Source organism: Citrobacter sp. LUTT5 (assembly GCF_009905315.1).
GTDB lineage: Bacteria > Pseudomonadota > Gammaproteobacteria > Enterobacterales > Enterobacteriaceae > Citrobacter > Citrobacter freundii.
On record NZ_CP047606.1, the window covers coordinates 2,635,087 to 2,648,174 of the forward strand.

The 13,088-nt window shown below is 51.3% G+C and carries 14 protein-coding genes; 8 read left to right on the forward strand and 6 right to left on the reverse strand.

Annotated features, from left to right (window positions below):
- Positions 1–77: 77 nt before the first annotated feature.
- Positions 78–485, forward strand: a complete 408-nt coding sequence (gloA, locus tag GUC46_RS12600) for a lactoylglutathione lyase (protein WP_003029198.1) — start codon at positions 78–80, stop codon at positions 483–485.
- Positions 486–580: 95 nt separating this feature from the next.
- Positions 581–1,228: a ribonuclease T gene (gene rnt, locus GUC46_RS12605; protein ID WP_003029200.1), complete on the forward strand. Its 648-nt coding sequence runs from the start codon at positions 581–583 to the stop codon at positions 1,226–1,228.
- A gap of 53 nt (positions 1,229–1,281) precedes the next feature.
- Here the strand turns inward: rnt and grxD are convergent, their stop codons facing one another.
- On the reverse strand, positions 1,282–1,629 hold the full coding sequence (gene grxD / locus GUC46_RS12610) for a monothiol glutaredoxin 4 (RefSeq protein WP_003832760.1): 348 nt from the start codon (positions 1,627–1,629) through the stop codon (positions 1,282–1,284).
- Between the two features lie 334 nt (positions 1,630–1,963).
- On the opposite strand from grxD, the gene GUC46_RS12615 reads away from it, so the two are divergent.
- Complete coding sequence (locus GUC46_RS12615) at positions 1,964–2,794, forward strand: C40 family peptidase (RefSeq protein WP_032935840.1); 831 nt, start codon at positions 1,964–1,966, stop codon at positions 2,792–2,794.
- 127 nt (positions 2,795–2,921) lie between these two features.
- Positions 2,922–3,503 carry a superoxide dismutase [Fe] gene (gene sodB / locus GUC46_RS12620; RefSeq protein ID WP_003029205.1) on the forward strand — a complete coding sequence of 194 codons (582 nt, stop codon included), beginning with the start codon at positions 2,922–2,924 and terminating at the stop codon, positions 3,501–3,503.
- 39 nt (positions 3,504–3,542) lie between these two features.
- Here the strand turns inward: sodB and GUC46_RS12625 are convergent, their stop codons facing one another.
- Both GUC46_RS12625 and cydH read right to left on the reverse strand, forming a co-directional pair.
- Positions 3,543–4,712, reverse strand: coding sequence for an MFS transporter (locus GUC46_RS12625; protein WP_130714681.1), 1,170 nt, complete (start codon positions 4,710–4,712; stop codon positions 3,543–3,545).
- A gap of 175 nt (positions 4,713–4,887) precedes the next feature.
- A complete protein-coding gene (gene cydH / locus GUC46_RS12630; protein ID WP_003029209.1) occupies positions 4,888–4,977 on the reverse strand; it encodes a cytochrome bd-I accessory subunit CydH in 90 nt (29 codons plus the stop codon).
- 297 nt (positions 4,978–5,274) lie between these two features.
- Between cydH and purR the strand changes: the two genes are divergently transcribed.
- A complete protein-coding gene (gene purR, locus GUC46_RS12635) occupies positions 5,275–6,300 on the forward strand; it encodes an HTH-type transcriptional repressor PurR (protein WP_003029211.1) in 1,026 nt (341 codons plus the stop codon).
- On the opposite strand, the gene punR is transcribed toward purR, so the two are convergent.
- Positions 6,297–7,229: a DNA-binding transcriptional activator PunR gene (gene punR / locus GUC46_RS12640; RefSeq protein WP_003029215.1), complete on the reverse strand. Its 933-nt coding sequence runs from the start codon at positions 7,227–7,229 to the stop codon at positions 6,297–6,299. The genes purR and punR overlap by 4 nt on opposite strands.
- Before the next feature lie 113 nt (positions 7,230–7,342).
- Here punR and punC point away from each other — a divergent pair, with 113 nt between their 5' ends.
- Together punC and cfa are read left to right on the forward strand one after the other, a co-directional pair.
- On the forward strand, positions 7,343–8,548 hold the full coding sequence (punC, locus tag GUC46_RS12645; RefSeq protein ID WP_003836456.1) for a purine nucleoside transporter PunC: 1,206 nt from the start codon (positions 7,343–7,345) through the stop codon (positions 8,546–8,548).
- Between the two features lie 290 nt (positions 8,549–8,838).
- Positions 8,839–9,987: a cyclopropane fatty acyl phospholipid synthase gene (gene cfa, locus GUC46_RS12650; protein ID WP_003836458.1), complete on the forward strand. Its 1,149-nt coding sequence runs from the start codon at positions 8,839–8,841 to the stop codon at positions 9,985–9,987.
- A gap of 41 nt (positions 9,988–10,028) precedes the next feature.
- Here cfa and GUC46_RS12655 read toward each other — a convergent pair whose 3' ends face one another.
- Complete coding sequence (locus GUC46_RS12655) at positions 10,029–10,676, reverse strand: riboflavin synthase subunit alpha (protein ID WP_160180244.1); 648 nt, start codon at positions 10,674–10,676, stop codon at positions 10,029–10,031.
- 217 nt (positions 10,677–10,893) lie between these two features.
- On the opposite strand from GUC46_RS12655, the gene mdtK reads away from it, so the two are divergent.
- Positions 10,894–12,267 (forward strand): multidrug efflux MATE transporter MdtK, encoded by a 1,374-nt coding sequence (gene mdtK / locus GUC46_RS12660; protein WP_003029224.1) that lies wholly within the window; start codon positions 10,894–10,896, stop codon positions 12,265–12,267.
- 39 nt (positions 12,268–12,306) lie between these two features.
- Here mdtK and GUC46_RS12665 read toward each other — a convergent pair whose 3' ends face one another.
- The gene (locus GUC46_RS12665) at positions 12,307–13,005 is read right to left on the reverse strand and encodes an RluA family pseudouridine synthase (RefSeq protein ID WP_130714683.1); all 699 of its coding nucleotides are present in this window, start codon (positions 13,003–13,005) and stop codon (positions 12,307–12,309) included.
- Positions 13,006–13,088: the final 83 nt, after the last annotated feature.

A 13,088-nucleotide genomic window follows, 5' to 3' on the forward strand; every position in this document is an offset into this window, starting at 1 on the left:
CATTGATAGCGGCGTAACAACGCCGCTATACTAAAACAACATTTTGAATGTATTAGCCATTTTCGAAGGGGAAAAAGATGCGTTTACTCCATACCATGCTGCGCGTGGGTGACCTGCAGCGTTCCATCGAGTTTTATACCAACGTGCTGGGCATGAAGCTGCTGCGTACCAGCGAAAACCCTGAATACAAGTACTCTCTGGCTTTTGTCGGCTACGGTCCTGAAACCAGTGAAGCCGTAATCGAACTGACCTATAACTGGGGTGTCGACAAGTATGAGCTGGGTACTGCCTATGGCCATATCGCCCTGAGCGTAGACAACGCGGCTGAAGCCTGTGAACGTATTCGCCAGAATGGCGGTAACGTAACGCGTGAAGCGGGTCCGGTAAAAGGCGGCACCACAGTGATTGCGTTCGTTGAAGATCCGGACGGCTATAAAATTGAGCTGATCGAAGAGAAAGACGCCGGGCGCGGCCTGGGCGACTAAACCTCCCCTCGGGCGCAGATCGTCTGTGCCCGTAGTTTTATACTCATCATTTTGCCATAATACGCGCTGCAATTTTCCCGTATTAAGAGACCCAGATGTCCGATAACGCTCAACTTTCCGGTCTGTGTGACCGTTTTCGTGGTTTTTATCCTGTCGTCATTGATGTCGAAACCGCAGGGTTCAATGCCAAAACCGATGCGCTGCTTGAGATTGCAGCCATCACACTGAAAATGGATGAACAAGGCTGGCTGATGCCGGACACGACGTTACATTTCCACGTAGAGCCGTTTGAAGGCGCGAATCTGCAGCCGGAGGCCCTCGCCTTTAACGGTATTGATCCGAACAATCCGCTACGCGGCGCGGTCAGCGAATATGACGCTCTGCATGCCATCTTCAAAATGGTGCGTAAAGGCATTAAAGACAGCGGCTGCAATCGGGCAATCATGGTGGCGCATAACGCTACGTTCGACCACAGTTTCATGATGGCAGCGGCAGAACGCGCCTCGCTGAAACGGAATCCGTTTCATCCGTTTGTTACCTTTGATACGGCGGCATTAAGCGGTCTGTCATTGGGGCAAACGGTGTTGTCAAAAGCGTGCCTGGCGGCGGGAATGGAGTTTGACGGGAATCAGGCACACTCGGCACTGTATGACACCGAACGTACGGCCGTGCTGTTTTGCGAAATCGTTAACCGATGGAAACGTCTCGGTGGTTGGCCTCTTCCCGTGCCTGAAGAAGCGTAACGGCGACATAAAAAAAGCGACCATTTCAGGTCGCTTTTTTACTTCTGCTGATATTACTCAGCGTCCGGCTCTTCGGTTTTGTATTTCGCAGCTGTTTCTTTAATCAGCTGCTGCAACTCACCGCGCTGGTACATTTCGATCAAAATGTCACAACCGCCAACCAGCTCACCATCAACCCACAGTTGTGGGAAAGTTGGCCAGTTTGCATATTTCGGCAGTTCGGCGCGAATATCCGGGTTCTGCAGAATATCAACGTAAGCAAAGCGTTCACCACAGGCTGACAGCGCCTGCACAGCCTGAGCGGAGAAACCGCAGCTTGGCAGTTTAGGAGAACCTTTCATGTACAGGAGAATCGGGTTTTCAGCGATCTGGCGCTGGATTTTTTCGATAGTGGTGCTCATTATCTTGCTTCCTTAAACTTCTTTTACGGCAGTAGTCTGACATTGTAACGGGTCAGACAGGCAACGGAAAATAACATTTTCATTACGCGTTATTATTTTATCCCCTGACGCTAAAAGTTGCATTCATAATCTCATTTATCCCCTTCAAACATGTGGATTTGATTATCTGTTCACCAACTCCAACGTTAATTGATGTTTTTTTTTGCGGTCGGTTACGAAACATAGTTTTAAACAAAAAAAGCTATTAACTTTCCCTCTTTCTATAGATTAGAATCGTCAAGTTTTGAAAATCACACGCAGGCACGATAGACCTGCCTTACCAGAGGACTGCTCAGTGGCGCGGATAAACCGAATCTCGATCACGCTCTGTGCTTTACTTTTTACTACACTGCCCTTTACGCCTATGGCTCATGCTTCCAAGCAGGCCAGGACGACACCTACCAATTCTCACACCATCAAAACGGTAGATAAAAAGAAAAGCGCAACAACCAGCCAAAAAACAACAAAGACCAGCAAGAAAACGGCGACAAAAACCACCAGTAAAACCAGCACCAAAACCGCTTCCTCTTCTAAAAAACGCACTGCCACTCCGGCAAAGTCGACTAAAACTGCAAATCGTCGTGGTAAAACTGCCGTAGCACAAACCGCAGCCGTTACCTGGACTGAAAAATGCACACCGCGCAAAGGCCATAAACCACGCTGTGTGAAGGTGAAAACCACTGCACCAACTACGCTTGCTGACGCCCATAAAGTGAAAGTTCAGAAAGCGACTAAAACCGCTATGTCCACCTTGATGAACCAAATCGGTAAACCTTATCGTTGGGGCGGCTCCTCGCCAAGAACCGGGTTTGACTGCAGCGGTCTGGTTTATTACGCCTATAAAGATCTGGTGAAGTTTCGCATTCCGCGTACCGCGAACGAAATGTATCATCTGCGTGATGCCGCACCGATTGAACGTGGCGAACTGAAAAATGGCGATCTTGTCTTCTTTCGTACCCAAGGTCGTGGAACAGCCGATCACGTCGGCGTCTACGTCGGAAACGGTAAGTTTATTCAGTCACCGCGTAGCGGGCAGGAAATTCAAATCACCTCTCTGAGCGAAGATTACTGGCAGCGCCACTATGTGGGCGCTCGTCGGGTAATGACGCCAAAAACAATTCGCTAAAAACTTACCCTACAGAACATGCTGTAGGGTAAGTTCTTCTTTTGCATAACCTTTCAATTTGCTACCCTATCCTTACTCACAATGAGGCTATTGTGTGTACTCAATATAAATAATAAGGAGAGAAGCAATGTCGTTTGAATTACCTGCATTACCGTATGCCAAAGATGCTCTGGCACCGCACATTTCTGCCGAAACGCTGGAATATCACTATGGCAAACACCATCAAACCTACGTGACCAATCTGAACAATCTGATTAAAGGCACGGCGTTTGAAGGCAAATCACTGGAAGAGATCGTTCGTAGCTCTGAAGGCGGTGTATTCAATAACGCAGCACAAGTATGGAACCACACGTTCTACTGGAACTGCCTGGCACCGAACGCAGGTGGCGAACCAACCGGTAAACTGGCCGATGCTATTGCCGCCTCCTTTGGCAGCTTTGCAGATTTCAAAGCGCAGTTTACCGATGCCGCTATCAAAAACTTCGGTTCTGGCTGGACCTGGCTGGTTAAAGGAACTGATGGCAAACTGGCTATCGTCTCCACCTCCAACGCAGGTACTCCGCTGACCACCGACGCGACGCCGCTGATGACCGTTGACGTATGGGAACACGCCTACTACATCGACTATCGCAATGCCCGTCCTGGCTACCTGGAACATTTCTGGGCGCTGGTGAACTGGGAATTTGTTGCGAAGAACTTCGCAGCATAAAAAAGATAACGCAGAAGGGCTTCCTTCTGCGTTTTTGCATTAATTCGCGGTCGTGAAAGCCTCTTCTGGCTGTCTTCTTGCGGAAATAAACACCAGCAGCAGCGCAAGACCCGCCACAATCGCCCCCATCACTGGCACAAAACTGTAGCCCAGGCCGCCTGATATCACCGCCCCACCGGCCGCTGCACCCAGAGCGTTCCCCAGATTAAACGCGCCAATATTGACTGACGATGATAATCCTGGCGCTTCACTGGCAACGCGCATCACACGCATCTGCAACGGTGGAACGACCGCGAACGTCGCCGCGCCCCAGACCACCATACTGATCGACGCACCCAGCTCATTACGCGCAAGGAAAGGAATGGCCAGCATAATAACCATCAGCAGCAGTAAAAAGCCTTTCAACGTACCGTTGACTGAACGGTCAGCAAACTTGCCACCAAAGTAGTTACCGATCGAGAAACCAATGCCTATCAACACCAGCATCCCGGTAACAAATGCCGGAGTGGCATGAGTGATAGTATGCAGAACTGGCGAGATGTAGGTATAAAGCGTGAACATCGCCCCAGCACCCAGTACGGTAGTCAGTAATGCCGACAACACCTGTGGGCGCATAAGTACCCCCAGTTCGCTGCGAACATCCGGGCGCTCTCCGGCTCCACCCTTGGGTAAGGAGAAGAACAGGCTGACCATAGCAATGACGCCCAGACCCGCAGTGGCCATAAATGACATGCGCCAACCGATGGTTTCACCAAGCCATGTCGCCGCCGGAACGCCACCAATATTGGCGATGGTTAACCCCATAAACATCGTTGCTACGGCGCTGGCCTGCTTATGTTTGGGTACAACACTGGCAGCAACCACTGAACCGAGACCAAAAAAGGCCCCATGGTTAAGACTGGTCAAAATACGCGATAGCATTAGCGTGGTGTAATCCGGCGAGATAGCCGAAAGCACATTACCCAGCGTGAAAATCGCCATCAGGAATATCAAAGCATTACGTCGCGCGCGATGAGACAGCAGCAATGTCATCAGCGGTGCACCTATCATCACACCTACCGCATAGGCGCTGATCAGCATGCCGGCCGCCGGAATCGAGACATCCACACCTTTGGCTATGACGGGCAATAATCCCATTGGCGAAAATTCGGTGGTGCCAATGCCAAACGCTCCGATCGCCAGCGCCAGTAAAGGATAATTGAGTTTCATATTGCGACTCCGTAACGTCGAGCCGTGGCGCGACATAAAATAAGAGTCAAAAGCATGACATTGATCGCAAAATTAATAAAGTTAACAAAATTGCAAAAGACTTTTGCTTATTCGCAAACAATAGAAGAGATAGACGAGCGGAAAGAGTGAGGGAGAGCTAACTCCCTCGGGGAAATCAATGCAGCGCTGCGGTCAGGCCACCCGCGACGATCAAACCCAGAACAATAATGGTAGTCACTAACGAAAATTTCAGATCGGTGCTCATCAAGTTTTCTCCTTTTTATTCCCACACAAAAAGTGATATTGCGCATTTTTACACACTTGAAAGCAAAAATCTCTCACGATTTATATTGATAACTGCTTTTAACTCTTCCCCTTTTCGTTAAGATCAGACAAAATTCCACGCTTACTTGATTAGCGTACCGGCCATTGACCCCTTCCTGACGTTCCGTGTCGTTTTCCCGGCGTGCCGCAACCCTTACGTTGCGCTAAGGGTGTGTAAAGGCAAACGTTTACCTGGAGTATTCTCAGGAGCTTAGGATATGGTCTGGAGTGAGATGTAATGGCAACAATTAAAGATGTAGCGAAGCGAGCAAACGTTTCCACTACAACCGTATCACACGTAATTAACAAGACGCGCTTTGTCGCGGAAGAAACGCGTAATGCTGTCTGGGCAGCGATCAAAGAACTGCACTATTCTCCGAGCGCAGTTGCCCGCAGCCTGAAGGTGAATCACACCAAGTCTATTGGCTTGCTGGCGACCAGCAGCGAAGCGGCCTATTTCGCAGAAATTATCGAAGCCGTGGAGAAAAACTGTTTCCAGAAAGGCTATACGCTGATTCTGGGTAACGCATGGAACAGTCTCGAAAAGCAGCAGGCCTATCTGTCGATGATGGCGCAAAAGCGCGTTGATGGTCTGCTGGTGATGTGTTCTGAGTATCCGGAGTCACTGCTTTCGATGCTCGAAGAGTATCGCCATATTCCGATGGTCGTCATGGACTGGGGCGAAGCTAAAGCCGACTTTACCGATACGGTCATTGATAACGCCTTCGAAGGCGGTTATATGGCGGGTCGGTATCTGGTAGAACGCGGTCATCGTGAAATTGGCGTGATCCCAGGTCCAATGGAACGTAACACCGGGGCCGGGCGTCTGGCGGGCTTTATGAAAGCGATGGAAGAAGCGCTGATTAAAGTGCCTGATAACTGGATTGTCCAGGGCGATTTCGAGCCTGAGTCCGGCTATCGCGCCATGCAGCAAATTCTGTCGCAGTCGCATCGTCCGACCGCTGTCTTCTGCGGTGGCGATATTATGGCGATGGGTGCGCTGTGCGCCGCTGACGAAATGGGTCTGCGCGTACCACAGGATGTCTCACTCATCGGCTACGACAACGTGCGCAACGCCCGCTTCTTCACGCCGGCCTTAACGACCATTCACCAGCCGAAGGATTCACTAGGTGAAACGGCCTTCAACATGCTGTTAGACCGTATCGTGAATAAACGTGAGGAGTCACAGTCTATCGAGGTGCATCCACGTCTGGTTGAGCGTCGCTCCGTTGCCGACGGTCCGTTCCGCGATTACCGCCGTTAAGCCTGTTGTGCGGGAGTCTCATCTGGCTCCCGCAGCCATTCCTTGTTCAACGTTTCACTATCCCCTAAATAGTCCAGCAGCCAACTCAATGCCGGTGACGTATCGTTCTGCTGCCATGTCAGACAGCATGCGGCATCAGGAAAGGGGTTCTCCAGTTGCAGCGCAACCCACTTGCCGCTATCGATCCACGGCTTGGCAAAATGCGTCGGTACCATGCCAACACACAGCCCTGCTGATAAGCAGGTAGCGGATGATTCCCAGTCGGGCACGACGACGCGTTTTTGGTTATCCAGCAGCCAGGTAATACGCTTTGGCAGCGTACGGGAGGTATCTTCGCGTACCAGTGACGGCCAGTTGCGCAACGTATCATCACTTAGCGGTCCGGGCATTGACGCCAGTGGATGATGGCTGGCTACCACGCAGCTCCAGCTCAGCATTCCCATATCGCGGAAGGTATAGCGCCCCCCTACCGGAATCGCCTGTGTGGCACCGATGGCCAGCTCCACGCGTCCATCGGACAGCGCGTCCCATACGCCGTTAAACACTTCCTGAAAAACTAACAACTCCACATCATCAAAGTGACGGTAAAAATCCACGATCATCTGTCGGGTACGATCCGGGCGGACAATGTTATCGACTGCGATCGCCAGCTGCCCGCGCCAGCCGTTGGCAATTTGCTGGCATTGCTGGCGCGTGATCTGCATTTTTTTGATAACAGAGCGACCTTCTTTTAAAAACCATGCCCCGGCAGGCGTTAATTCCACATCCCGATGGCGTCGCTCAAAAAGTGGTACCGCCAGCCACTCTTCCAGTTGGCGCACAGTGTAGCTTACCGCCGAAGGTACACGGTGTAACTCCTGCGCGGCCGAACTAAAGCTACCGTTACGCGCAACCGCATCAACCACTTCAAGTGAATATTCCGACCACATATTCTGCCTGCAAAAATTTTGAAATCAGTAAGCAAATATTAGCGTTTCACAGCGAGAATTACACTCACTACACTCAGCGGCATTGTTCTACTGCTAAAAAAAGAGAAATGATGATGCAACCTGGGAAAGGGTTTTTAGTCTGGCTGGCGGGCCTTAGCGTGCTCGGCTTTCTGGCAACAGATATGTATCTGCCCGCCTTCGCCGCAATTCAGTCCGATCTGCAAACGCCTGCATCTGCCGTCAGCGCTAGCCTGAGCTTGTTCTTAGCCGGTTTTGCCGTCGCACAACTGCTGTGGGGACCGCTCTCTGACCACTATGGTCGCAAGCCTATTTTGCTGCTGGGTTTATCTATCTTCGCACTGGGCAGTCTGGGCATGCTGTGGGTTGAAAACGCCACAGGCCTGCTGGTACTGCGATTTGTTCAGGCCGTTGGCGTCTGTGCAGCATCGGTTATCTGGCAAGCGCTGGTTACCGACTATTATCCTTCACAAAAAGTAAACCGCATCTTTGCCACCATTATGCCGCTGGTCGGGTTATCACCTGCCCTCGCCCCGTTATTAGGTAGTTGGATCCTGGTACATTTTTCCTGGCAGGCCATTTTTGCCACCCTGTTCGCCATTACTCTGATTCTGATGCTTCCGGCGCTGCGTTTAAAGCCTACAGCTAAAGCACGCGATGACAGCCAGGATAAACTGACTTTCACCACCTTGCTGCGCTCGAAAACTTACCGTGGAAACGTGCTGATTTATGCCGCCTGTTCCGCGAGCTTTTTTGCATGGCTGACGGGTTCCCCGTTCATCCTTAGCGAAATGGGTTATAGCCCAGCGGTAATTGGTCTGAGCTATGTTCCGCAAACTATCGCCTTTTTAATCGGTGGTTACGGCTGTCGTGCTGCGCTGCAAAAATGGCAGGGTCGTCAGCTGCTGCCCTGGTTACTCATTCTGTATGCCTTCAGCGTTGTAGGCACCTGGGCGACCGGCTTTATTCATCATGTCGCATTGGCTGAAATCCTGATCCCATTCTGCGTTATGGCGATTGCGAACGGCGCAATCTACCCTATCGTTGTCGCCCAGGCATTACGCCCTTTCCCACAGGCCACTGGACGCGCTGCCGCATTGCAGAATACGCTACAACTGGGTTTATGCTTCCTGGCAAGCCTTGTCGTTTCCTGGTTGATTGCTACCCCGCTGCTCACCACTACCAGCGTTATGCTGACCACGGTATTGCTGGCTGCTGTAGGTTACAAAATGCAATCGCAGAAAACTGACGCCCCGCAAACAGATGACCGCGCGCAAATTGCCCATGGAGAGTCTCACTAATAATTGTCGCGGGCAATTAATTAGCCCGCTAAGAATTATCGGTTGAATCGTCAAAAGTTCAGGCCTATACTGATTTCCGGATGTTAAAAAAACGATAATTTTTATGTGTTAGCGGGAACAAGAATGTTCCCGTATTCCCACGGATGGTCTTTTCGGCAAGGGTTCCTCCCTTCCTCTGTTCTACGTCGGATTATAGATTCACGGATTAATTCCGTGAGATTTCTCACAAAGCCCAAAAAAGCGTCTACGCTGTTTTAAGGTTCTGATCACCGACCAGTGATGGAGAAGCTATGAGTTCATCGTGTATAGAAGACGTCAGAGTACCGGATGATGACTGGTACCGCATCACCAATGAATTATTGAGCCGTGCAGGCATTACCATTAATGGCCCGGCACCGGCGGATATTCGCGTAAAGAACCCCGATTTTTTCAAACGAGTATTGCAGGAAGGATCGTTAGGGTTGGGTGAAAGTTATATGGATGGCTGGTGGGAATGCGACCGGCTGGACATGTTTTTTAGTAAAGTCCTACGCGCCGGTCTTGAAAACCAACTCCCCCGCCACTTCAAAGATACGTTACGAATTGCCGCTGCTCGCTTGTTCAATTTGCAGACCAAAAAACGTGCATGGGTTGTCGGCAAAGAACATTACGATTTAGGCAACGATCTCTTTACTCGCATGTTGGACCCCTATATGCAGTATTCCTGCGCCTACTGGAAAGATGCCGACACCCTGGAGTCTGCCCAGCAGGCGAAGCTAAAAATGATTGCTGAAAAGCTGCAGTTGAAGCCAGGGATGCGGGTGCTCGATATAGGCTGCGGCTGGGGCGGCTTATCCCAGTTTATGGCATCAGAATATGGCGTCAGCGTGGTGGGTGTAACCATTTCGGCAGAACAGCAGAAAATGGCGCAGTCACGGTGTGCGGGGCTTGATGTCACAATTTTGCTGCAGGATTATCGTGACCTGAATGACAAATTCGATCGTATTGTTTCCGTCGGCATGTTTGAGCATGTAGGGCCGAAAAACTACGCCACCTATTTTGACGTGGTCGATCGCAATTTAAAACCGGATGGTCTCTTTTTACTGCATAGCATCGGCTCCAAAAAGACCGACAATAATGTTGATCCGTGGATCAATAAATATATCTTCCCGAACGGCTGTTTACCATCAGTTCGCCAGATTGCCAACGCCAGCGAGCCACATTTTGTAATGGAAGACTGGCATAATTTTGGCGCGGATTACGACACGACGCTGATGGCCTGGCACGAACGTTTCATTAACTCCTGGCCTGAAATCGCCGATAACTATACCGAACGTTTCAAACGGATGTTCAGCTATTATCTGAACGCTTGTGCCGGAGCGTTTCGAGCTCGCGATATTCAGTTATGGCAGGTGGTATTTTCTCGCGGCGTTGAACACGGCCTGCGCGTTCCCCGTTAATCGTTATCGCCCCCGTATCAACGAGGGCTTAACTCTCAGGCTTAGGCTCCCGCTTCGCCCGTTATGTTGCTGATGGCGCTTTCACGCGCCGCCAGTACACGCTCAACAGTATCAACCACCGCCTGCGTTTGGGGATCGATTTCGATATTAACCCTTGCGCCCAGCTTTTTCTTGCCAAGCGTCGTACGCTCCAGCGTTTCCGGGATCAAGTGCACACAGAAACGCGTCGGCGTCACTTCACCGACCGTCAGACTGATACCGTCAATACCAATAAATCCTTTGTACAGGATATATTTCATCAGCTGCGGGTCCTGGACTTTAAACCACACCTGGCGGTTATTCTCCGAGGTCAGAATTTTCGACACTTCGGCAGTGGTCATAATATGGCCCGACATTAAATGTCCGCCAATCTCATCACTGAATTTTGCCGCACGCTCAACGTTAACCAAATCACCGACCTTCAGTTCGCCCAGATTGGTGATACGCAGCGTTTCTTTCATCAGGTCAAAGCTTATCTGGTTACCGTTAATTTCGGTGACCGTCAGGCAGCACCCATTGTGGGCAACCGATGCGCCGGTCTCCAGCGCATCCAGCATATATTCAGGCAACTCCACAACATGCGTACGAAAATTTGGTTTTTCATCAATGGACACCAATTTTGCGGTGCCCTGCACAATACCCGTAAACATACTTCCTACTCCTGAACTCAATTAAGACATCTCTGCACAGCACAATAGCAGGTGGAAATTCAGGTTGCCAGCAATGCGCCACCAGCGCCTGTTTTTTCACTGGAGAATTACGTATTCCTCGCTACAATAGACTGAAATTTCCCCTGCTTTTTCTCCTTGCTGCCATATAAGGCGGCTTTTTTAGTCTCTCAAATAACAACAATATAGTGGTGTACACGTGCAAAAGTATGTAAGTGAAGCGCGTCAGTTATTAGCTCTGGCAATACCGGTGATTCTTGCGCAAATCGCTCAAACCGCAATGGGATTCGTTGATACCGTCATGGCGGGCGGATACAGCGCTACTGATATGGCGGCAGTCGCCATTGGTACCTCTATCTGGTTACCTGCCATTCTGTTTGGTCATGGACTACTGCTGGCTTTGACGCCGGTCATTGCGCAACTCAATGGTTCCGGACGCCGCGACCGTATCGCCCATCAAATACGTCAGGGATTCTGGCTGGCGGGCAGCGTCTCCGTGCTGATTATGGTTGTGCTATGGAACGCTGGGTACATTATTCGCTCCATGCATAACATTGACCCGGCGCTGGCGGATAAAGCCGTTGGCTACCTGCGTGCCTTACTGTGGGGCGCACCGGGGTATTTGTTCTTCCAGGTAGCCCGTAACCAGTGCGAAGGATTAGCCAAAACTAAACCAGCGATGGTGATGGGCTTTCTCGGCCTGCTGGTGAACATTCCGGTGAACTACGTTTTCATTTATGGACATTTAGGCATGCCGGAACTGGGTGGCGTAGGCTGCGGCGTGGCTACGGCGGCTGTTTACTGGGTGATGTTTATCGCCATGCTCTCTTACATCAAACGTGCGCGCTCGATGCGCGATATCCGTAATGAGCGTGGTTTCCAGAAACCTGACACCGCAGTAATGAAGCGTCTGGTGCAACTGGGTTTACCTATCGCGCTGGCGTTATTTTTCGAGGTAACGCTATTTGCGGTGGTCGCTCTGCTGGTTTCCCCGCTGGGGATTGTCGACGTGGCCGGACACCAGATCGCACTGAACTTCAGTTCGTTAATGTTCGTCCTGCCGATGTCTCTGGCTGCTGCCGTCACCATTCGTGTCGGTTATCGTCTGGGCCAGGGCTCCACGCTGGATGCACAAACTGCAGCCAGAACGGGTCTGGGTGTCGGTGTCTGCATGGCGGTCGTAACGGCGCTTTTCACCGTGACATTCCGCGAGCATATTGCCCTGCTCTACAACAATAATCCGGAAGTCGTCACCCTGGCCGCGCAGCTCATGTTACTGGCCGCGGTGTATCAAATATCGGACTCTATCCAGGTTATTGGCAGCGGGATCCTGCGTGGTTATAAAGATACGCGTTCCATTTTCTTTATAACCTTTACCGCCTACTGGGTGCTGGGTCTGCCGAGCGGTTATATTCTGGCGCTGACCGATCTGGTGGTTGACCGCATGGGGCCAGCAGGATTCTGGATGGGCTTTATTATCGGCCTGACCTCTGCGGCGGTGCTGATGATGCTGCGGATGCGCTTTCTGCAACGCCAGCCGTCAGCGGTTATATTGCAACGAGCTGCACGATAATGCCCAGATAGCCGCCGTCTGGCGGCTTTTTTTACATCCTCAGAACGGGCTGGCGTTTTGGGCGTTCATCCACGCTTCACTAATGGGATGCCTGAAATGCAGTTCACTGGCATGCAGCATCAGTCGCGGCACCCTTTCAGTGCCAGGCAGCAGACGCCCGCCATACAAATCACAGCCTAAAATCGGATGTCCCAACAGCTGACAGTGGATCCGCAGTTGGTGGGTCCGCCCGCTTTCAGGCATCAGTTGTACCCGCGTCAAGGGGAGCAACGCCCCCTTTTCCTGACGATGATAAAAGCGCTCGACAACCTGATAGCGCGAGCGTGCGGGTTTGCCGTTGAGAGCACAAATTGACATTAATGGAAACAGCGCCGGGTCTTTGGCAATCGCTGCATCGATAACTCCTTCGTCGTTTTCCAGATGGCCGCATAACAGCGCGCTGTACACCTTAGTGACCGTACGCTGGCTGAACTGCTGGCAAAGCGCAGCGTTGATAGCCTTGTTACGGGCGACCACCATCAGTCCAGAAGTGCCGAAATCAAGCCGATGTACCAGCGTGCAGCCAGGGTAAATCTGTACCAGCCGGTGATGTACCGAATCGAGATTCTGCGGATTTTTGCCCGACAAGCTAAGCAACCCGCTGGGTTTATTGATTAGCACCAGATGCTCGTCCCGATAGAGGGTCTCTATCTCGTCATGACAAGGCGGGGCAATAAAGGTATCGAGGATCGTAGACATCAGGCGGCCAGAATGAGGTGTGGGGACGGATGATAACGAATTTTCACCGCAGTGGCGAATCGGAGCGTTGACCCAATGGCTGG